18 protein-coding genes are annotated in these 18,531 nt (G+C 45.9%); 13 read left to right on the plus strand and 5 right to left on the minus strand.

All coding sequences use genetic code 11. The features are described from left to right. Positions 1 to 42: 42 nt before the first annotated feature. From MMY95_RS06280 to MMY95_RS06290, 3 genes are all read left to right on the plus strand, one after another. A complete protein-coding gene (locus tag MMY95_RS06280) occupies positions 43 to 375 on the plus strand; it encodes a hypothetical protein (protein WP_003644404.1) in 333 nt (110 codons plus the stop codon). Positions 376 to 402: 27 nt separating this feature from the next. Beyond that, positions 403 to 711 (plus strand): DUF960 domain-containing protein, encoded by a 309-nt coding sequence (locus MMY95_RS06285; protein WP_003640531.1) that lies wholly within the window; start codon positions 403 to 405, stop codon positions 709 to 711. Positions 712 to 939: 228 nt separating this feature from the next. After that, complete coding sequence (locus MMY95_RS06290) at positions 940 to 1,677, plus strand: DUF1003 domain-containing protein (RefSeq protein ID WP_003645047.1); 738 nt, start codon at positions 940 to 942, stop codon at positions 1,675 to 1,677. 125 nt (positions 1,678 to 1,802) lie between these two features. Here the strand turns inward: MMY95_RS06290 and MMY95_RS06295 are convergent, their stop codons facing one another. Beyond that, positions 1,803 to 2,660, minus strand: a complete 858-nt coding sequence (locus tag MMY95_RS06295) for a DUF368 domain-containing protein (protein WP_003640533.1) — start codon at positions 2,658 to 2,660, stop codon at positions 1,803 to 1,805. Positions 2,661 to 2,884: 224 nt separating this feature from the next. Here MMY95_RS06295 and MMY95_RS06300 point away from each other — a divergent pair, with 224 nt between their 5' ends. Next, complete coding sequence (locus MMY95_RS06300) at positions 2,885 to 4,225, plus strand: amino acid permease (RefSeq protein ID WP_015825582.1); 1,341 nt, start codon at positions 2,885 to 2,887, stop codon at positions 4,223 to 4,225. A gap of 192 nt (positions 4,226 to 4,417) precedes the next feature. Beyond that, a complete protein-coding gene (locus MMY95_RS06305) occupies positions 4,418 to 5,302 on the plus strand; it encodes a hypothetical protein (protein ID WP_053267294.1) in 885 nt (294 codons plus the stop codon). 150 nt (positions 5,303 to 5,452) lie between these two features. Here the strand turns inward: MMY95_RS06305 and MMY95_RS06310 are convergent, their stop codons facing one another. The 3 genes from MMY95_RS06310 to MMY95_RS06320 all read right to left on the minus strand — a co-directional run bounded on the left by MMY95_RS06310 (position 5,453) and on the right by MMY95_RS06320 (position 8,886). Further along, complete coding sequence (locus tag MMY95_RS06310; RefSeq protein WP_003640537.1) at positions 5,453 to 5,803, minus strand: hypothetical protein; 351 nt, start codon at positions 5,801 to 5,803, stop codon at positions 5,453 to 5,455. A gap of 114 nt (positions 5,804 to 5,917) precedes the next feature. Continuing rightward, positions 5,918 to 7,510, minus strand: coding sequence for an L-lactate permease (locus tag MMY95_RS06315; RefSeq protein WP_011101559.1), 1,593 nt, complete (start codon positions 7,508 to 7,510; stop codon positions 5,918 to 5,920). 26 nt (positions 7,511 to 7,536) lie between these two features. Beyond that, on the minus strand, positions 7,537 to 8,886 hold the full coding sequence (locus tag MMY95_RS06320) for a hypothetical protein (protein WP_016511701.1): 1,350 nt from the start codon (positions 8,884 to 8,886) through the stop codon (positions 7,537 to 7,539). Between the two features lie 280 nt (positions 8,887 to 9,166). Between MMY95_RS06320 and MMY95_RS06325 the strand changes: the two genes are divergently transcribed. The 7 genes from MMY95_RS06325 to MMY95_RS06355 all read left to right on the plus strand — a co-directional run bounded on the left by MMY95_RS06325 (position 9,167) and on the right by MMY95_RS06355 (position 16,538). Further along, positions 9,167 to 9,868: a 2-C-methyl-D-erythritol 4-phosphate cytidylyltransferase gene (locus MMY95_RS06325; RefSeq protein ID WP_003645042.1), complete on the plus strand. Its 702-nt coding sequence runs from the start codon at positions 9,167 to 9,169 to the stop codon at positions 9,866 to 9,868. A gap of 1 nt (position 9,869) precedes the next feature. Further along, positions 9,870 to 10,895, plus strand: coding sequence for a ribitol-5-phosphate dehydrogenase (locus MMY95_RS06330; RefSeq protein ID WP_053267295.1), 1,026 nt, complete (start codon positions 9,870 to 9,872; stop codon positions 10,893 to 10,895). Continuing rightward, on the plus strand, positions 10,883 to 12,004 hold the full coding sequence (locus tag MMY95_RS06335) for a CDP-glycerol glycerophosphotransferase family protein (RefSeq protein ID WP_011101562.1): 1,122 nt from the start codon (positions 10,883 to 10,885) through the stop codon (positions 12,002 to 12,004). Before MMY95_RS06330 ends, MMY95_RS06335 begins: the two co-directional genes overlap by 13 nt. Continuing rightward, positions 12,005 to 13,903 (plus strand): CDP-glycerol glycerophosphotransferase family protein, encoded by a 1,899-nt coding sequence (locus MMY95_RS06340; protein WP_202861367.1) that lies wholly within the window; start codon positions 12,005 to 12,007, stop codon positions 13,901 to 13,903. Between the two features lie 98 nt (positions 13,904 to 14,001). Further along, positions 14,002 to 14,529 (plus strand): GNAT family N-acetyltransferase, encoded by a 528-nt coding sequence (locus tag MMY95_RS06345; protein WP_027821457.1) that lies wholly within the window; start codon positions 14,002 to 14,004, stop codon positions 14,527 to 14,529. 156 nt (positions 14,530 to 14,685) lie between these two features. Next, the gene (locus MMY95_RS06350) at positions 14,686 to 15,123 is read left to right on the plus strand and encodes a MarR family transcriptional regulator (RefSeq protein WP_003645037.1); all 438 of its coding nucleotides are present in this window, start codon (positions 14,686 to 14,688) and stop codon (positions 15,121 to 15,123) included. 65 nt (positions 15,124 to 15,188) lie between these two features. After that, positions 15,189 to 16,538 carry an NAD(P)/FAD-dependent oxidoreductase gene (locus MMY95_RS06355; protein ID WP_003645036.1) on the plus strand — a complete coding sequence of 450 codons (1,350 nt, stop codon included), beginning with the start codon at positions 15,189 to 15,191 and terminating at the stop codon, positions 16,536 to 16,538. Between the two features lie 79 nt (positions 16,539 to 16,617). On the opposite strand, the gene MMY95_RS06360 is transcribed toward MMY95_RS06355, so the two are convergent. After that, positions 16,618 to 17,016 carry a hypothetical protein gene (locus tag MMY95_RS06360; RefSeq protein WP_003645035.1) on the minus strand — a complete coding sequence of 133 codons (399 nt, stop codon included), beginning with the start codon at positions 17,014 to 17,016 and terminating at the stop codon, positions 16,618 to 16,620. Between the two features lie 202 nt (positions 17,017 to 17,218). Here MMY95_RS06360 and MMY95_RS06365 point away from each other — a divergent pair, with 202 nt between their 5' ends. Further along, positions 17,219 to 18,526 (plus strand): glycosyltransferase family 2 protein, encoded by a 1,308-nt coding sequence (locus MMY95_RS06365; RefSeq protein ID WP_011101566.1) that lies wholly within the window; start codon positions 17,219 to 17,221, stop codon positions 18,524 to 18,526. The last annotated feature ends 5 nt before the right edge of the window (positions 18,527 to 18,531 follow it).

Genomic DNA, 18,531 nt, shown 5'->3' on the forward strand with positions numbered 1-18,531 from the left:
TGGTATGATGTTAAGTAAATGAACAAAAGTGGAGGAATAATCATGCAAAATTTGATTCCAGGAGACATGTTGGAAGTTAATCAAAAACTTAAGTGGGAATTAGACGCGGGAATGACTGCGGATGAAAGTAGCGTGATTAATGAAGCTGTGCTGGCGGGAACTCAGTACTTCGTCGATGAGGCCTTAGAAGGTAGTTACTGGACAGTTAAGTGGGCTGCAGATGGTCAGACTATCGAACTCTATGGGACAACTGGCACCGTCGTTGGCCGCATTAAACCGCTGTCTGCCACGTTAGAAAATGATTTTCGACAGGATTCACAAGGCTTATTTATCCGGATTGAAAAAGAGGTCGCAGTGATTGTTCGTGATAACTAAGCCGAATTGAGTAATGAGGTGATTAGCATGTTTGATCAAGATGAAGAACGGTTTGCAACGCTAGGGTTAGCCGCCAAGCTACCGAGCGCGGTGATTGATGGCATTTGGGATATTATTGATCAAAATCTAAAGGGGGTCGTTCGCCTGCCACGGGTCCTGCAATTTGCCCTGATCGCACGTAATGGGCAAGTCACCGTGGCTTTTGATGCGCAGCACGATGCCATCATGGAATTCGATTTACCAGTCAATTACCAACGGGAGTTTCCCGAGACGGTGGCAGTCTTAGACGATGGTCAGTATCAGACCATGATGTTGATGGACGAACTCTCCGTCTGAACGCAGCGATTATTCAATGAGCTGAATACGAGGAAACTCGTCACTTCAGGCCGGCGAATAATCGCTTTTTGATTGGTGGTCTTTAACTGGGCAGATGCGCCTTAAATTTGTATAATTAAATAGATGGTGTGAGGTGTGGTTTTGCGATGTTAGGTTCCGGTTGCTAATCAAGGGGGCCGCATTGTTCACGTAATTCTCACGCCGGGATCAGAGAAAGGTGTGTGTCTAATGGCGAAAACAGCAGTGTGCATTGTCGATCAACAACGTTACCAAGTTGTGGACGGTATGCGATTAGAAGAATTGGAAACTAGTTTGCGGCAAATGATTTTAAAAGATTTTCCGCAGGCCCATAATAGCAGTTTCATTTGTAGTGAGCATCTCGTACATTATCGCTTAGCAAAGATGGATGCGATGATCGAGAACGATTATCAACAAAATGATAAGGTCAATGCGCAATTATCTAAGATTCTCGCTAACCACACGTATCGGGTCGTCGATGTTAATAGCGAGCTGGAAAGTTCATTGACATTTGGTCAACGGGTCGCGGATGGGGTCGCACGGTTCGGGGGGAGCTGGGCGTTTATCATTTCGTTTGTCGTGGTGATGCTCGTGTGGATGTTGCTCAACGTCTTACCAATTTTTAGCCATCATTTTGACCCTTATCCCTTTATTTTATTAAATTTATTTTTAAGCATGGTCGCAGCAATCCAGGCACCATTGATCATGATGAGTCAGAATCGGGCAGCTGAGTATGATCGGCTACAAGCGGCCAATGATTTTAAAGTGAACTCGATGTCTGAAGAGGAGATCCGGGTCCTGCACTCGAAAGTCGATCATTTAATTCAACAAGATGAACCAAACATGCTTGAAATCCAGAAAATGCAAACACAAATGTTAGGTGAGATTCAAGCACAAGTCAACGAATTGCGACGATTGCAGCCGCGGCGACGTCGCAATCAAAGTTAAGGTGGCTGATTGAGTAGTTAACCAAAAAAACTGAGCGCCTGGAATTTTCACATTCCGACGCTCAGTTTTTTGGTTAACCGTGACCGCACAACGGCATTCGTCAAGATTGCCAACGGTCAGTGGCACTATTTATATTTACTTTCTAAAGCACTCATCCAGTAACCCAGCGCGATTCCCACAGCAAGAGCTATGGCGCTGAATAGGTAGGTACTGAGTGTGGCATGCGCATATGAGATACTCTCAGCCGCATATGGATTCGGAATCAATATCAGCATGGTACTAGCCAGAACAATACCTAATATGAAATGGTAGACTCGGGAATGAAACTTCACTAATAGGTGATCCATCAACTTCGAGAACAACGCCATCGCCAGGATGCCACCGATGGCGATCGGTAAGTAGACGCCTACGATATCTAGTCTTTTAAAGCCCGTCAGCATGGGTGTGAAAAGGCCTAAAATAAGTAGCAAGTTGGAAGGACTCAGTCCCGGCACTAAGACGCCCAAGGCAATCAGCGCTCCCGCAACGATGAAACCACCAAAGTTAGCGGGCAAGGTCCCAAACAGCTCACTCATAAAGTAAAGTAGGCCGGCACTAATAATGAAGGTCCCGAAGAACCAAACTCCGTCGAGCCAGTCACGTGGCGCCCGACTAGTTGCAGTTTTCATCAGGGCTGGTAAGGTCCCGATGATGGCCCCTGCGAACCCCCAGAGAACGATCACCTGAGCGTGTGCAAGTAAGTATTCCAGCGGGGCGGAAAGCAGGGCAATCCCGACGATGCCTCCTAATCCGACGGGGACAAAGTACCAGAAGTCCCGTTTAAAGTTACGACGGAAGTGGGCCATAAAGCCCAACAGTCGCTCGTAAATACCGAGAATGGCGGCGAGAACCCCACCTGAGACGCCCGGTAAAATAAAACCGAGGGCGATGACGACGCCCTTGAAGAATCTTTTCCAGAAAGTATCAGTTGTTTTAGTTGGCATAAGTAAACTCCTTTAGCTCTAATGACTGGTATTCCAGTAATAATCAAAGTAATTAAAGATACCAGAAAAAATCCTGCATGGCAATTAAAACCCGTTTTTTACGGTTGCCTTCGGTGGCAAAAGTTGCACGGCGGATTATTTTATCATAAAATGAATGAACGTGAAAAAATCTGTATTTTTATGAAAATTATTATCAAATTGGATTAAAGGAAAGTTGAGGTCATATGGAAAATCAGCAACTTGCCCGTAAACTAAAACGCCGTCACGTGCAGATGATTGCGCTTGGTGGCGCGATTGGAACCGGGCTCTTTTTAGGATCCGGTTCAGCAATCAAACAGGCGGGGCCGTCGATCTTGTTGGCTTATGCCATTGGCGGTTTCTTCTGTTACTTGATGATGCGAGCACTGGGCGAGCTATTATTGTCGGATACGCGTTTACATTCGTTTCTAGAATTCATTAATCGATATTTAGGTAAACGTTTCGAGTTTGCCATTGGGTGGACCTATTGGCTCTGCTGGATCAGTTTAGCTATGGCTGACTTGACTGCGAGTGGTATCTACATTCGTTACTGGTTTCCGTGGATCCCGCAGTGGGTGACACCCTTAATAATTATTTTGATTTTATTAGTATTCAATATGCTCTCCGTCAGTGCGTTTGGCGAATTAGAATATTGGTTTTCGATGATTAAAGTGGTGGCTATCATTGCTTTGATCGTGACGGGGGCTATCTTGATTGGTTCATCGGCCCATGTCGGTGGGCAAACGGTCTCGGTGACAAATTTGGTCAGTCACGGGGGCTTCTTCCCAACAGGCGTCCAGGGCTTCTTGATGTCATTTTCGCTCGTTATCTTTGCGTTTACAGGCATCGAAATGGTCGGAATTACAGCTGGGGAAGCCGAAAACCCAGAAAAAGAATTACCACGGGCCATCAATAGCTTACCCATTCGAATCTCATTCTTCTACGTGGGCGCTTTATTCGTGATCATGGCAATTTATCCTTGGGATCAGATCACGACCAGTCAGTCACCCTTTGTGCAAGTTTTCAGCGACGTTGGGATCAAAGCCGCGGCCAGCATTATCAACTTCGTGGTTCTGACCGCGGCGCTCTCGGCTTGTAATAGTGCCATCTTCAGTACGAGTCGAACACTATTTACACTTGCGCACGGTGACAACGCGCCGAAATGGATGGGAAAGGTCAATCGTTACAACGTTCCCGCCCGCTCATTGTTATTCTCATCATTGATCTTACTGGTGATCGTGGCGTTGAATTACGTGATTCCAAGTACCGTCTTCACGTTGATCTCTAACGTGGCAACAACCAACTTCATCATTGTTTGGTGTGCCTTGTTGGTGTGCCATTACGTTTACAAACGAACCACTGACAGTACGCATAATCCGTTTAAACTGCCCCTGTTCCCTGTTTCCAACATCGCGACCTTGGCCTTCTTTATCGCGGTGACGGTCGTCTTGTGCTTTGATCAAGTCAACCGTTGGGCAGTCATCGGTTCAGTCGTTTGGTTCGTCATTTTATTAGTCATCGAACGAAGTATGCATCGCACCGTTTAAAAACGATAATTGTAATCACCGGTCATCAGTCTTGGTAAACCCAATTAGTTTACCAGCTAATGGCCGGCGATTTTTGTAAGGTGCAATAATCACCCCTAATAGTGCATTCTATTCTATAATTAAGTCAAACATCATGGACGTTGCTGACGACCACGTATCAGCCGTGACATGATTATTGGGGAGGGGAACAGTATGAATTATCGCAACTTGCTCGTATTACCACTTGCCGTCTTGTTGGTCGGCTGTTCATCACCAACACACCAGGATTCCAAGTCAACTAGTCAGACGACCACGAGTGCCAAGGCAACGGTTAGCAGCACCCAAAAGAAGGCTAAGGCTACCAGTAGTATTAGTAGTCGGCCTCAAACCGCAGCCACGCGCTCGTCTAGAACAGCGCGTGAGCGGGCCGCCAGCGCCGCTAACAAGTCGGTCACCCAGCCCACGGCTACGACCCGGCTGGCAGCATTGAATCAACAATTGACTAAGACGTTGGGAAAGCAGGCGCTCGTTCCACAAGTCGATGGGTTAACTAGTGGCAGTTCGAAGTTGAACATGCGCTATTCAGGTGACGCAGCCAATTACACCATCAATTATAGTGTGGGACAACAGGCCCAGCCATTCAACGCGGCGGCCGTGGTGGATGAAACGGCTTATGCGACTGTCACTAAGACGACCTATGCGACAACTAATGCCGCGGCCCAGCAGGTGGGTTATCGTGATAATAAATCCACAGCAGGGCTGCCAACCGTCGATCTCGGTCATCAAATCACCGCGCATATCGACGCGGGTGCTGGTCAACGATATATCATGTGGAATGAGGGCCGCTGGTCGTTGACCGTGCATGCGAACATGATGCACGAAGATGCGGGCGTCGCGTTAGCTAAACAGGCCGTCGCTACTTTCGAGCAGGTCTACTTACCAGCACCACAGTCGGTCGGCGCCATCACTTTTGACGCGATTTCGTCAGGCTCTGGACCTTTAGACCAAGTTATCCAATGGCAAGCTGGTAAAGTGGTTTATCAAGTCAAGGCTCAAGAGATGGCAACGGCTATCAAAATGGCTGCCAGTATGCAATAATCAATAACTAGTTTCTACGCTCGTTAAATTAAGCAGTGAGCTGACAAACAAAAGTAGCAGCGTAATCAGCCAGAGATGGCTAGTACACTGCTACTTTTGTTGGTTAGGCGTTATTTTCATCTCATTCGACTGCCAGCTGGTGAATCGCGACTATTGATCAGTGGGAGATTGGCGCAGTTGTTGTTCGATGGGCTGCGTCGCTTTTAAGATAAGTGCTTGGTCACTCAGCGAGATGATACGGTGGTGGGTGATCACGGCAGAATCAGTTAATGCTTGGTAAACAGCCGCTGCAACCACCCAACAAGTATCGGTGTCGTAATCACGCGCATGCAGTAAATCATAACCGTCACTCATATCTAGGTAGACTTGAAAGCCGATACCTAGCCGCGCCTGTAATCGTTTCGCATAACGTTGATAAAGCGCGCGATTGGCCTCAGGGTCGGGGGTCGGCCCGATAATCCGTTCACCGAGTTGTAAGTTTGGCACTAAGCGCACTTGCATGTCGGTGCCTCCTTTGCGTTGAAAATTATAATCCTATTTTAGTCTAATCCATTCATGAAATAAAGGCACTAATCAGCCGCAGTTAAGGTGATTAGTGCCTTTATACACATTCAGTTAAGCTAAGAGACGTAATAGTAGCCACCCGGCAACGCCAATTAACAGGGCGTAACCCAGACCTGGTAGTAGTGTTTTACGTAAGATGGCGCCTTCTTGACCACTCAGGCCAACGACTGAGCTGACAGCAACGATATTATGGACACAGACCATATTGCCGGCTGCCGCACCGACGAGCTGGGCTGCCAAGATAATCGTGGGCTTCAAACTCGCATTGGCCGCAATATCAGCTTGAATTTGCGCAAAAGTCAGTGTCGAGACCGTGGTACTACCAGTTACGAACGCCCCTAATTGGCCTAGGAATGGTGCCATGATGACCCAAACACCAGCTAGATAGGTCGCGATAAACTTGGCGATATACATTGGCATGCTGGGTAGGTTGGCCTGATTCAAGCCAGAATTAGTGAAGACTTGAACCATGATCAGGGTAACACCGAGGGCAATTGCGGTGTTGCCCATCGAACGGATGACCGAATGGGCAGTTGGTAGTAAGGGCTTTAATGAACGGGCTTGTACTAGTAACCCAATGATGGCCGCTACCGCCAAGATTGTCCCTGGCGAATAGAGGAGTTCCCAATCAGAGTTGATTTGACTATAACCTAGAATGTGGGACCACGATAAGTTAGCATAACGGGTCAAAACCTGTTTGATTGGTGTCACGACCCGGCTAGCGAGTAATAGCACAACGACCAACAGGTAAGGAAACCAAGCGGTCATCAGGTTCATCGGACTAGGCGCAGGCGTCTGGGCTGCCATCCCGTTCGTCCGCCATGGCGTCAACTGGCTCGACTTTGGTAACAACCAGTGCAATCGGATCGTGATGATGGCAATAACCAGCGTTCCCAGCGGTGCGATGATTGAAACAAATTCATAACCCACTAGCCAAGCACTGAGGAGTGCCAGTAGACTGTAAACGAAACCGATCACTAACGCCCAAGGTAAGACGGAAAGCCAGCTTTTCAAGCGGTGTGCCTTAGGGCCAAACCACATGATGAGAATTAAAATGAGCACCGCTGGCATTAGCGCACCAACGAATAAATCGAGTTGCGTGATGCGCAGGCCAATCAAGTTCAAGACGGATGCTTTTTCGGTCACATTACTCAGTCCCACGGTCAATGGTGTTCCAACGGCGCCGAACGCTGCGGGGGTCGAGTCAGCCACTAAGGCCAAGATAACGGCCGCCATGGGTGAAAAGCCGAGTGCAATTAGTAATGGTGCAGTGACCATCGCTGGGGTCCCGAAGCCCGAGACACCTTCAATCAAGCCCCCAAATAGGAAGGCTACCAAAACGGTTTGTAGCCGCATGTCAGCAGACAAACTTTGAAAGCCCTGGTTAATCCGGTCGATTGCACCAGTGGCACGCAAACAGTTGAGCATGAGTAAGGCGCCAAATAAGATCCATAAGATGGGGAGGGCTTTATGAATCGCCTGCAAAATTGAGGCGGTGAGGACCGTTGGACTAATCTGCCAGAAAAAGTAGCCGGTAATAATCACCACCAGAGCGCTAATGGTCATTCCACGGGTCGCGGATAAATTCAGGCCCCCGAGAAGAATCAGTGGCAGGATGATTGCAGCACTTGCAATAAAAATCATGGTCGTAAAGCCTCCTTAGATGGTGCCTAGTCGTTTGACTGTGCTCGTTTGAAATAATACTGACCGTAGAGCGTGACCAGCGTAACAATCAGAGAAATCGCCGTTAAGGGCCAAACCATCCCTACTAGATAAGTGTTCTTCAAAGCGGTTGAAGCTGGATTGAAGAAATTGAGCAAGTTTAATTGTCGAAAACTGCTAACAATTACTAAGAGGCCGAAGAAACACAGTTGACAAAGCAGGCCCCCATAAGTGGAAAAGCGATATTTATGAATAATTGCGAGATCTGGATCATCAACCTCAGTGGCATAAACGCTAGTATTAATGGCTGGGTTTTCAAAACCGACGTACAACGAGATCAGGAGCAAACCGGCAACGTATAAAACGGGTTGGGCCGTGGCAACTAACAAATGGCCGACAATCAAGCCACCGCGCGCAATCGTGGTGGCACGATGTAAGTCATGCCGTCCCAATAATAAATATAGTGGCCGGCCGGTCTCAAAGCCCAACAAATAGATGGCGAAGACCAGGTACATCCCCATTTTGCCAAAGACAAAGACACCGAAGAAACTATTAAACAGTAGGACAAAACTCAGTAAAAAGCCCCGATCAACGATCCGTAGTTTGTTAGCCGGCATGGATTGCCAATCAGCAGCTAGTTCTAGATTTAGTAGAACAATGGCCACGACGATAATTCCTAATACGGCCGGTAGTGCGATTTGTAGGCTCGCCTTACGAAGTAACGTCAGTAAACCAATCGCAGCAAAGAAGACGATAAAGACCACAACGCGCCACGGCTTGATGGGACGTACTTGGGCCATTTCGTGTTGATCGTAAAATGCGAGCGAAAACTGACTCAACAAACGGCCAGCAGGCAACGCAATGATAAATAGTAGCGCCAGTAGGATAAAGGCAAGCCGGTAACCCCAGTTCAGCGCAAAATCTAGCACAAAGAGAATGCCGAGAACTAAGAAAATTAACCAGTAAATTTTCTTTAACTTAAAATCCGTCTGCGCGGACAAGTGTAACTTGATCGTCAAGTAATAGGGCCAGATGTTGGCGGATGTATATCCTAAGAATAGGGCCCCAGCCAGCACGGCCACGATGTTAGCCGTCAAACTGAACAACAAGCTACCAAGCGCACCCAGCCAGAGGCAAATGAGCAAATAACTACTAGCCTTGAGGTTTAGGTGTTTAGTCCCAAAGACGCTCGCCGCCCGGGCCACGTAGAAGACCACGATCGCAGCTAAGTAATTCGCGTTGTGGGTCTGCTGATACTTAAAGAGAATTAGAACGTAGGGCAGGACAATACCGACGTTAGCCAAGAAGTTAAGCGTCGCGACAGAGAAGTCCAACCCAGAGTTTCGTAGACGAGTCAAAGATAATCACAACCATTTCGTTAGTTTTTCTAGGCCTAGTATACCAATTAATGCACATAAATGGTGTTAAAAGGTATGTTTAGGCACTTTTACCTGTAAATTGAGCGCCGGGATACGTAGATATATTTAAGCCAATCGTATAATCTTACTTTAACCAAATAAATAAAAAAACAATTCTTACCAGGAACGTCACACTTCTTTCATATTTATTCACAAAAAACATAAAATTCTTATTTATCATTATCCACATAATTTAAATAATGAATGGGGTCATGTAGATATGATTTATGCACAAATATTAGCCGGCGGTAAAGGAACTCGTATGGGCAATGTTCCGATGCCAAAGCAATTCTTGCTGCTTGCCGACAAACCAATCTTAATCCATACCATCGAAAAATTTACACTTGAAAGTCGCTTTGATGCCATTTTGGTTGTCTGTCCAGCCGATTGGGTCAGCCATACTGAAGATATCATTAAAAAGTACATCACCGATGAGCGCGTTCACGTTGTCGTTGGTGGGGCCGACCGTAACGAAACACTAATGAGTGGAATCAACTATATCCAAGATCATTACGGGATTCAAGACGATGATGTTGTTGTTACCCATGACGCAGTTCGGCCGTTCATCACACAACGTATCATTAACGACAATATCGTCGCCGTTTTAGAAAATAAAGCAGTCGATACTGTCGTCCCAGCAATCGATACAATCGTCCGCGGTGCTAATGATCAGGTGACCGATATTCCGGTTCGTTCCGAAATGTATCAGGGTCAAACCCCTCAAAGTTTTCACATCAAAACATTGATCGACTCATATAACGCACTCAGCTCCGAACAAAAGGCATCACTGTCTGATTCATGCAAAATCTGCTCGCTGGCTGGTCAAAAGGTTAGTTTAGTACGTGGTGAAAATTATAATTTTAAAATCACAACGCCGTTTGACTTACGCGTTGCATCAGCATTAGTAGAAAAGAGGTCATAAGATGTTAAATCAAGTTTATCGCTTAGTAAGTCCCCGTCAATTTGAAGTTGAAACGGTCGCCGAAGAGGTAGACGCCGATGATTTGATCGTGCGGCCAAAGTTCTTATCGATCTGCCATGCTGACACGCGCTATTTCTTTGGCCAACGCTCCCAAGCCGCATTACGTGCTAAGCTACCAATGGCGCTGATCCATGAGGCCGTGGGTGAGGTCGTTTATGATCCTCGAAATGAGTATAAGCCTGGGACGCTCGTCGCAATGGTGCCTAATACGCCCGTTAAGAAGGATTCAATCATTCAGGAAAATTATTTACCTTCTTCAAGATTCCGTTCAAGCGGCTACGACGGCTTTATGCAAGAATATGTTTGTTTACGACGCGACCGCGCAATCACCATGCCAAGCGACTTCGATCCACACATGGCCGCATTCATTGAGATGGTCTCGGTCGGCGTTCAAGCATTAACCAAGCTTGAAAGTACCATGGATGAGGACCAACGGGTTATAGGTATTTGGGGCGATGGTAACTTGGGCTATATTACAGCGACTCTGGTTAAGCAAATTTTTCCAGACAGTCAGTTGCTGGTATTCGGTCGGCATCAATCCAAGTTAGATTATTTCTCATTTGCAGACAAAACTTACCTGGTCGATGACATTCCAGCCGATGTCAAGGTCAGTCAGGCCTTAGAATGTACCGGCGGCCAGGGCAGTGAAGCAGCGATTCAACAAATTATCCAGCATATTCAACCGATGGGAACTGCCATTCTAATGGGCGTCTCTGAAAACCCAGTCGGTATCGATACCCGGTCTGTCCTTGCAGAAGGATTGACGTTACGAGGCGTCAGTCGCAGCAGCCGTGAAGATTTTAAACGTGCCGTTGATATTTTATCCTCCAGTCCAGTCACTCGCGAACGGTTGCAAAATTTAGTTGGCTACGTTCAAAAAGTGAGTTCCATTCAAGACATTACCAACTTCTTTGATAGTGCACTTACTAATTATTGGGGCAAGGAGGTGATGGAATGGGACGTCTAAAGACGGTAAAGCTCGTGTTACTACACACGAGCTTTAATTTATTCTATCAATTTTTTTATAAAGTGTTTGGCCCGAAGAAGGGACGGATCACACTTGCCACGATGCGCAGCGGTCAATTAAACGACAATTTGGCAGCTCTTGAGCAGGGCCTAAAAACTGCCAACGTTAAACCGGTTACTGTGTTTTGCTATCATTATGACCGCACCCTGGCTGGAAAAGTGGGCTTCTTGCTCGCCTCCATTAAAGCGCTATACGTGATTGCCAGGGCTGACGTCTTTGTGATCGATGATTACTTTTTTCCACTTTACGCAATTCACAAACATGATGATAATCAAGTGGTACAATTATGGCATGCCATTGGTTCATTGAAAAAGTTTGGCCTCAGCTTACCGAATGCTGATCAGAGCGTCATGAAGCCGCACACAAATTATGATTGGGTCTTGATCAATGCAAAGTCTGATCAGCCTGCTTATCTAGATGCCATGGCTATCAATCAAGATCACGTCATTGCCACTGGATCGCCAATGGTCGACTCGTTGCTTAATCGACAACCACAACAACCGCGGCTCGCCGCCCGTCGTATTCTATACTCACCGACTTATCGGCAAGGTGTCCAGGGTAAGCAGCAAGTCATGGGATATGTCAACAACATGATTGCGGCCTGTCAGCAGCTGACCGGTCCATGGGAACTGTACATTTCGCTGCATCCGTACTTAAAACTGTCAGCGATGACGCTACCATCCAACGTGCATATCTTCCAAGATGCTGAGCGGGTTAAGACGCTGATGCCAACGATTGATTTATTTATAACCGATTATTCGTCATTATCATTGACGTTTAGTTATTTTGAACGACCAATCATTCTGTATACGCCTGATTATGATGATTATATGCAAACATCTGGATTCTATGTCGATTACTATCAATATTTGCAAGCACCGCACTTCAGCAAAGCGGCGCGAGTTGTCGATTTTATTAATCAGGAAGTTGATCATATGGATCTATCTTATGTACATGAATTAAAGCAAAAGACATTTCCACATCAAGATGGGCATAATACCGAACGGGTCGTTCAATTTGTTGAAAAATTAGCAGGGGGAGAACATTAGATGATACAACGACTAAAACGAATCGCGCGTCGCATCGTATACGGACGGAATCAACCGCAATATACTCGTAATCGTGAACTGGTTGAGGACGCACAAACGACCAAGGAAGACGTTGATTTTCTAAATACATTGCGAATTGAGAAAGATGCCGAATCATTGATCAAACGTCAAGTGACTAAGCTGGAATTCAACAGTTCTTACTTAGTGATTGAGGGAATGGCGTGGTTTGAAAAGTATCCCGAACAAGATACTGAACGAATTATTAAAAGCTTAATTTTGACTAGCAAGACGAATGAAGAATTAGAAATTCCGTTGATCAACGTTCGTGGTCAAAACGCTGATTTTCCATATGCCGGGTATCATGGTGACATCAACTTTTCGACACTCAGTGAGGGTAAACCGCTAACGCCAGGCACTTATGAAATCAAGATACAATTAAAACAGTATCTAGGTAATGGTTGGATTATCAGACGAACCTCCATTGGTCAAGTGGTGGAAACACAGCAAGACTTAAATTATACGACTAAAATGACAAGCTATTCAGCGAAAAGCAATAAGTCATACAGTCTAATTTTTCGGTATAATTTAGCCGCCCAAGCCTTAAAGGTCACTTCATATAAACTGAGTGATGTCAACCCGCTTGAAAATGAGTTTACTGAAGATGTCGGGTTAGATAGTGTAGCGATGCGTGCCATTAAACGCCGGGCGCTAAAACTCTGGTATCGGTGGTACTGCCTTCAACCGATTCATAAGAAACAAATTTCATTTGTTTCCGATAGTCGGGTGACAATCTCCGGTAATTTCGAGTTTATCTACCAGGAATTAAAACGTCGCAATACTGATTTTAAGATTTCATTCTATTTGAAGCCAAGTATTAAAACCAAAAAATCCTGGAAAGAGGTTCGAACGTTGGCTAAAGCGTTGGCTACTAGTCGCTATGTGATTTTAGATGACTTTTACCCACTAGTTTACCCATTGCATATCCGGGAAAATGCGGATTTGATTCAGGTATGGCATGCGGTCGGTGCCTTTAAAACATTTGGTTACAGCCGGTTGGGGATGCCTGGTGGTCCTAAGGTTCAATCGTTAAATCATCGCAATTACACCAAAGCCTTGGTTTCTTCGCATAACATCGCGGATAAATACGCGGAAGGATTTGGAATTGCGCCGGATAAGATTCAGCCGCTAGGAATTCCGCGGACGGATATCTTTTTCGATGAGCCCAAGAAACAGGTAATCCGGGAACGGCTCGCGCAAGATTTGCCATTCATCAAGGGCAAAAAAGTCATTCTCTTTGCCCCAACATTTCGTGGCAATGGTCAGCAATCAGCATACTATCCCTTTGAAATGTTGAATTTTAGAGCAATCTACGAAGCGTTACACGAAGATTACGTCTTTTTACTGAAGATTCATCCGTTTGTGCAAAACAAACCAACGTTACCATATGAATATTCGGACTTCTATTACGATGTTTCTGATTATCGTGAGATCAACGATTTATTACTCGTTGCTGACCAATTAATCACTGACTACTCATCAGTTTGTTTCGAATACGCACTACTGAACCGGCCAATGATTTTCTTTGCGCCAGACTTAGCGGATTACATGCAATCCCGGAGCTTTTACTTCAACTACTTTGATTTTATTCCTGGTAGTTTAGCGGAAAACACGGGTGAGTTGATCAACCAGTTGCAACATCCACAAGTTGACCAAGCTAAATTGGACGGCTTTGTGAACTTCTTCTTTGATGATCTAGATGGTAAGTCGACAGCTCGTTTCGTGGATGCGCTTGAAAATGACTTCGAGGATCCGAACGCAGCTGAGTTAGAAAATAACGACGGTCTCGCCATTAGTGAAGATGGTAAGATTATCCCTGATTGGGGTAAAAAGGCTAAATAATATGTTAAGATAAAGCAGTCAGTCACATCATTAGCGCATTTACAGCGTTGATTGTGTGACCGACTGTTTTTGCTAGGAAACTATAGGAGGAATTGATCATGTCACAAATTACGACACGGCGGCTCACCACTGCTGACGTGAACAAACTACAACAAATCAGTATTGAAACCTTTAAGGACACGTTTGGTGCACAAAACACCTCTGAAAATATGGCCGCATACTTACAAGATGCATATAACTTGCCCAAGTTAACCCATGAATTAGCGGAACCCGAATCACAATTTTATTTTGTTGAACGAGCCGGTGAATCATTAGGATACTTGAAATTAAACACCGGTGCGGCACAATCAGAAGCAATGGGTCCAGACACTTTAGAAGTCGAACGAATCTATATCCGAAAAGCTTTCCAACACCAAGGGCTCGGTAATCAATTTATGCAACAAGCGATTCAAATTGCTAAAGCTGATCATAAGCAGAAGATCTGGCTTGGTGTTTGGGAGCATAACGAACCCGCGAAGGGCTTCTATGCGAAGTGGGGCTTTGAACAATTCAGTGCTCACGATTTTGTGATGGGGGACGATCGCCAAACCGATTTGCTCATGATCAAGTCACTGACCCAAGACTAAGGGCAGTAAAGGCTTTTGAGTGAACTGCTTTTACAAGTTTAGAATTAGTCGCTGTCTGTGGCGACCAGCAGATTACAAATTTATTTACCCCTTGTTTTTTACGGGCAAGGGGCTTATACTGATAATCAATCGCACACGATTGAAAGGAGCATCCGCATGACACCAGAAATTGACCTTGCTAATCAACTTTGTTTTAGCATATACAATGCCAATCGGTTATTTAACAAATTTTATGTCGAAGCGTTAACACCATTCAAACTGACTTACGCACAGTATCTCGTACTAATGGCATTGTGGGAACACGACGACCAGTCATTACACGAGTTAGGTCAGGTTCTGCGCTTAAGCAGCAACACCTTGACACCGCTTTTGCGACGCATGGAAGACGCAGGGTGGTTGCAGCGCGAGCGACCGGCAACAGATCGGCGCCAGTTACTCATTCATCTCACGACGCAGGGTAAGCAACAACAAGCACCAATCGAAGCCGCGATTGCAACTTGTATCAGTCGCTACCACCTGACTGTCGATGAATATCAACAAGCACTGGCCCTGAACCAGAAGATTATTACCGCATTATCACAGGATTTGGCCTAAACGGGCCTTTTTATTGACCGTTTCAATCGCGTACGACTGAAATATAATTTTAGGAGGAATCTCTAATGGCAGATTATGACACAATTTTTATCGGTAGCGGGCACGCAACGTGGCATGCGGCAGTGGCCCTAGCACATGCGCAACATAAGGTAGCAATCATTGAAGAAGATACCATCGCCGGGACGTGCACTAACTTTGGCTGTGATGCTAAGATTCTGTTAGACGGTCCCTTCGAGCTGACTGAACAACTCAAACAATATCAAGGGATTGGCGTCAACACAACGCCCACCATCGATTGGTCACAGTTGATGGCCTATAAGCAACAAGTCATTCAACCTTTATCGGTACAAATGACGGCCGTCTTCAAACAATTGGGGATTACAATTATTACCGGTCATGGTGAGCTGACTGATACCCACACTGTTCAAGTAGCGGACAGCACGTATACAGCGGATACCATCGTCATCGGGACCGGACAACGACCAGCCAAGCTGGCTATCCCGGGTGCGGACCTGATGCATGACAGTCGTGATTTTCTTGACCTACCAACCATGCCTAAACGGTTGACCTTAATTGGTGCTGGAATCATCTCGCTGGAATTTGCCAACATGGCCGTGTTACTAGGGTCAGAAGTGCATATTATTGAGTTTGCCGATCGAGCACTACCCGCATTTTATTCAGAACACGTTAAAAAGATGATCACACATCTACAGGCAGCCGGGGTGCACTTCCACTTTGGCGAAGCGCTTAGCCAAGTGACTAAAACGGCCACAGGGTTAATGGCAACCACTGCCAGCGGCCTGAAGATTGAGAGTGATGATATCATTGCGGCCACTGGTCGGATTCCAAACATCGAACACTTAGGACTAACGAAAGTTGGCATTAAGACCGACCGGCACGGCATTATCGTCAACGACCATTTGCGGACAAGCATTCCAAACATTTACGCCAGTGGTGATGTCATTAGTAAGACTTTGCCGAAGCTAACCCCGACCGCGATCTTTGAATCTAACTACATTGCCGGCCAACTGCTTGGTAGCACTGCCGCCATTGATTATCCGGTCATTCCAGCGGTCGTCTTTACGCTACCAAGAATCGCCCAAGTCGGTGTCAGTGTCGAGGCTGCCCAGCATGATACTGAACACTTTCACGTTCAAGCGCTGCCATATGGTAAACTGTTAGCCTTTCAGTATCAAAACGAGGTCGACGCTGATTTACAATTAGTCTTTGACCAAGAGAATTACCTCGTCGGTGCCTCAATCTATGGTAATGGCGCACCAGACCTGATTAACTTACTGACCATGATTATTGCTGATCACGTCTCCGCCACAACGTTAAGTCAGAAGATTTTTGCCTTTCCAAGTGCTTCAGTGGGGATCATTGATATGTTGACACCACTACTACACCATGACTAGTTATTAAACCAACTAACTAATTTAAAGATACTGGGTATGTTGCTGACTACCCAGTATCTTTTTGTCGTTTCAGATTAACTCACTGACTGAGGACACCTAATAATTTAGCGAGCAGGACCATGGCGCCACCGAGTGACCAAAGAAAGATACCCCAGCTTAGCCAGCTAGCTTGAACAAACAGGCTGATCAGAATAAACCAATTCATTCCAAATAGCCACCAGCCGAGCGTCCTTTTCAAAATCGTTGACCAAGTATAGGGTGCCGCATACCGATTTAGCGGCTTAAGCGCGATTAATAAGGCCGGAATAAGCGCACTCTCAAGCATCGCCAAATAATGGTGCGGATCACTCGTATAAGCGATTGCTCCCAGCAGACCATAGCGACTCGGAATCGTCGTTAATAGGGCCCGTTGCGCGGTGTAAATGACGATCGGTTGTCCAATCAATAATGCGAGTAATCCCCAAGTTGCTTTTTTCATCAATCTCCGCCGTCCTTATTAGTTAATAATACTATCCTACCAATTTATGTACGGCACTAACTACCGAATAAGTGTAAATTTCTCGTGAAAAAGACGTAAAGAATAGGCATGATTCGTTCACTATGTTTTCATAACATAAATAATAGGCATTTTAAAAAAGTATGCGTATAATACCTTCTTAATAAGTTTCGATGGGGGAGTTATGATGATAATAATCAGAGTTGCAATTATGATTTCAGTTGTTTTTTACTTGTATTTTATTATTAACTTATTGTTGATCAATCACTATCGGGAGCCCATTCAAAGCTATGAAAAAGGGCCCACACCCTATGAATTATTTTTGGTCATTCCGGTGCTCAATGAAGAACACGTGATCTCGCGCACGATTACGCAACTTACTGAATCACTCGAACAATTACCACCAACCGTTCACGCCCAGATCATTGCCGTCGATGACGATTCGACTGATCACAGTCTACTGTTGTTAACTCAGTCATCGTCGCGCTTCTTACAAATCCTACACCGCACGGGCAACCAGCGTGCAGGTAAGGGGGCCGTCCTCAACACTGCCGTCCAGTATATTCATAAGACGTTAGCGCTAAAATCTGATCCGCAACGGACGATCGTGGGGGTCCTAGATGCGGACGCATTCATGAATACTGCTGATTTGACGCGGGTACTGGCGCACTTTGAACAAGAACCACAGTTGGCCATGATTCAAACGAGCGTGAATATCTACAATCAGCCCAACTGGCTGACTAAGATGCAGAATTTTGAATTCATGGGGGTTAATAATGCTACCCAACAGTTACGCAATCGCCTTGGTCAGGGAATTGCGTCAGGTAATGGTCAGTTCGTCCGGCTAGATTTAGCGTTACAGAATCCGTGGGGGAATAGCTTACTTGAAGATCTCGAATTCACTTTGCGGACCTGGCTGCTAGGTGGTACGCGAACGGCCTTTGATCATACCTTGGTTGTCCAGCAAGAGGCCGTTGAACAACTACGCCCATTTTTTCGTCAACGGGTACGCTGGTGTCAGGGTGCCGTTCAATGCATGCGTTATCTACCAGCACTTTGGCGTTCGGGACGTCTGAACCATTTTCAAAAATTGGACACGACCTTTTGGATTTTGATGCCTATCAGTGGTTGTATCGTGCCACTGACCAGTCTAATCACGTTAGTCGTGCTTGTGAGCCGTAGCCTACAACATTGGCAAGTTGGGTGGCATCACTTGGCTATCGGGACATTACTGGTGATTGCTTTTTCGGCTTGCTTGGTATTAGCAGCACTGTATCAACGCAACTGTGCCGTCGTGAAACAACCCGTTGGCTTCTTAGATGCTCTCAAGCAGAGTTTAACCTTTCAAGCATTCCTATTGATCATTAGCCTGACGCCATACGTCGCCATTTACCGACAGTTACGTGGTCAAACGGGGTGGGCCAAAACGCACCATGGTGTTACGACCCGCGTTGCAAAATATCCAGATACTGGCTTAAAACGCTCATATTGAGATGA

It is taken from the genome of Lactiplantibacillus sp. ME-2 (assembly GCF_022549155.1).
In the GTDB taxonomy this organism is placed as follows: Bacteria; Bacillota; Bacilli; order Lactobacillales; family Lactobacillaceae; genus Lactiplantibacillus; species Lactiplantibacillus plantarum.

Bases quoted from the DNA above. Each gene is read 5' to 3' on its own strand.
- MMY95_RS06295 (WP_003640533.1), bottom strand. From the start codon at position 2,660: ATGCCAACTAAAACAACTGATACTTTCTGGAAAAGATTCTTCAAGGGC.
- MMY95_RS06310 (WP_003640537.1), bottom strand. From the start codon at position 5,803: ATGCAAGTGCGCTTAGTGCCAAACTTACAACTCGGTGAACGGATTATC.
- MMY95_RS06290 (WP_003645047.1), top strand. From the start codon at position 940: ATGGCGAAAACAGCAGTGTGCATTGTCGATCAACAACGTTACCAAGTT.
- MMY95_RS06305 (WP_053267294.1), top strand. From the start codon at position 4,418: ATGAATTATCGCAACTTGCTCGTATTACCACTTGCCGTCTTGTTGGTC.
- MMY95_RS06325 (WP_003645042.1), top strand. From the start codon at position 9,167: ATGATTTATGCACAAATATTAGCCGGCGGTAAAGGAACTCGTATGGGC.
- MMY95_RS06285 (WP_003640531.1), top strand. From the start codon at position 403: ATGTTTGATCAAGATGAAGAACGGTTTGCAACGCTAGGGTTAGCCGCC.
- MMY95_RS06350 (WP_003645037.1), top strand. From the start codon at position 14,686: ATGACACCAGAAATTGACCTTGCTAATCAACTTTGTTTTAGCATATAC.
- MMY95_RS06300 (WP_015825582.1), top strand. From the start codon at position 2,885: ATGGAAAATCAGCAACTTGCCCGTAAACTAAAACGCCGTCACGTGCAG.
- MMY95_RS06340 (WP_202861367.1), top strand. From the start codon at position 12,005: ATGATACAACGACTAAAACGAATCGCGCGTCGCATCGTATACGGACGG.
- MMY95_RS06330 (WP_053267295.1), top strand. From the start codon at position 9,870: ATGTTAAATCAAGTTTATCGCTTAGTAAGTCCCCGTCAATTTGAAGTT.
- MMY95_RS06355 (WP_003645036.1), top strand. From the start codon at position 15,189: ATGGCAGATTATGACACAATTTTTATCGGTAGCGGGCACGCAACGTGG.
- MMY95_RS06315 (WP_011101559.1), bottom strand. From the start codon at position 7,510: ATGATTTTTATTGCAAGTGCTGCAATCATCCTGCCACTGATTCTTCTC.
- MMY95_RS06360 (WP_003645035.1), bottom strand. From the start codon at position 17,016: ATGAAAAAAGCAACTTGGGGATTACTCGCATTATTGATTGGACAACCG.
- MMY95_RS06345 (WP_027821457.1), top strand. From the start codon at position 14,002: ATGTCACAAATTACGACACGGCGGCTCACCACTGCTGACGTGAACAAA.
- MMY95_RS06335 (WP_011101562.1), top strand. From the start codon at position 10,883: ATGGGACGTCTAAAGACGGTAAAGCTCGTGTTACTACACACGAGCTTT.
- MMY95_RS06365 (WP_011101566.1), top strand. From the start codon at position 17,219: ATGATGATAATAATCAGAGTTGCAATTATGATTTCAGTTGTTTTTTAC.
- MMY95_RS06280 (WP_003644404.1), top strand. From the start codon at position 43: ATGCAAAATTTGATTCCAGGAGACATGTTGGAAGTTAATCAAAAACTT.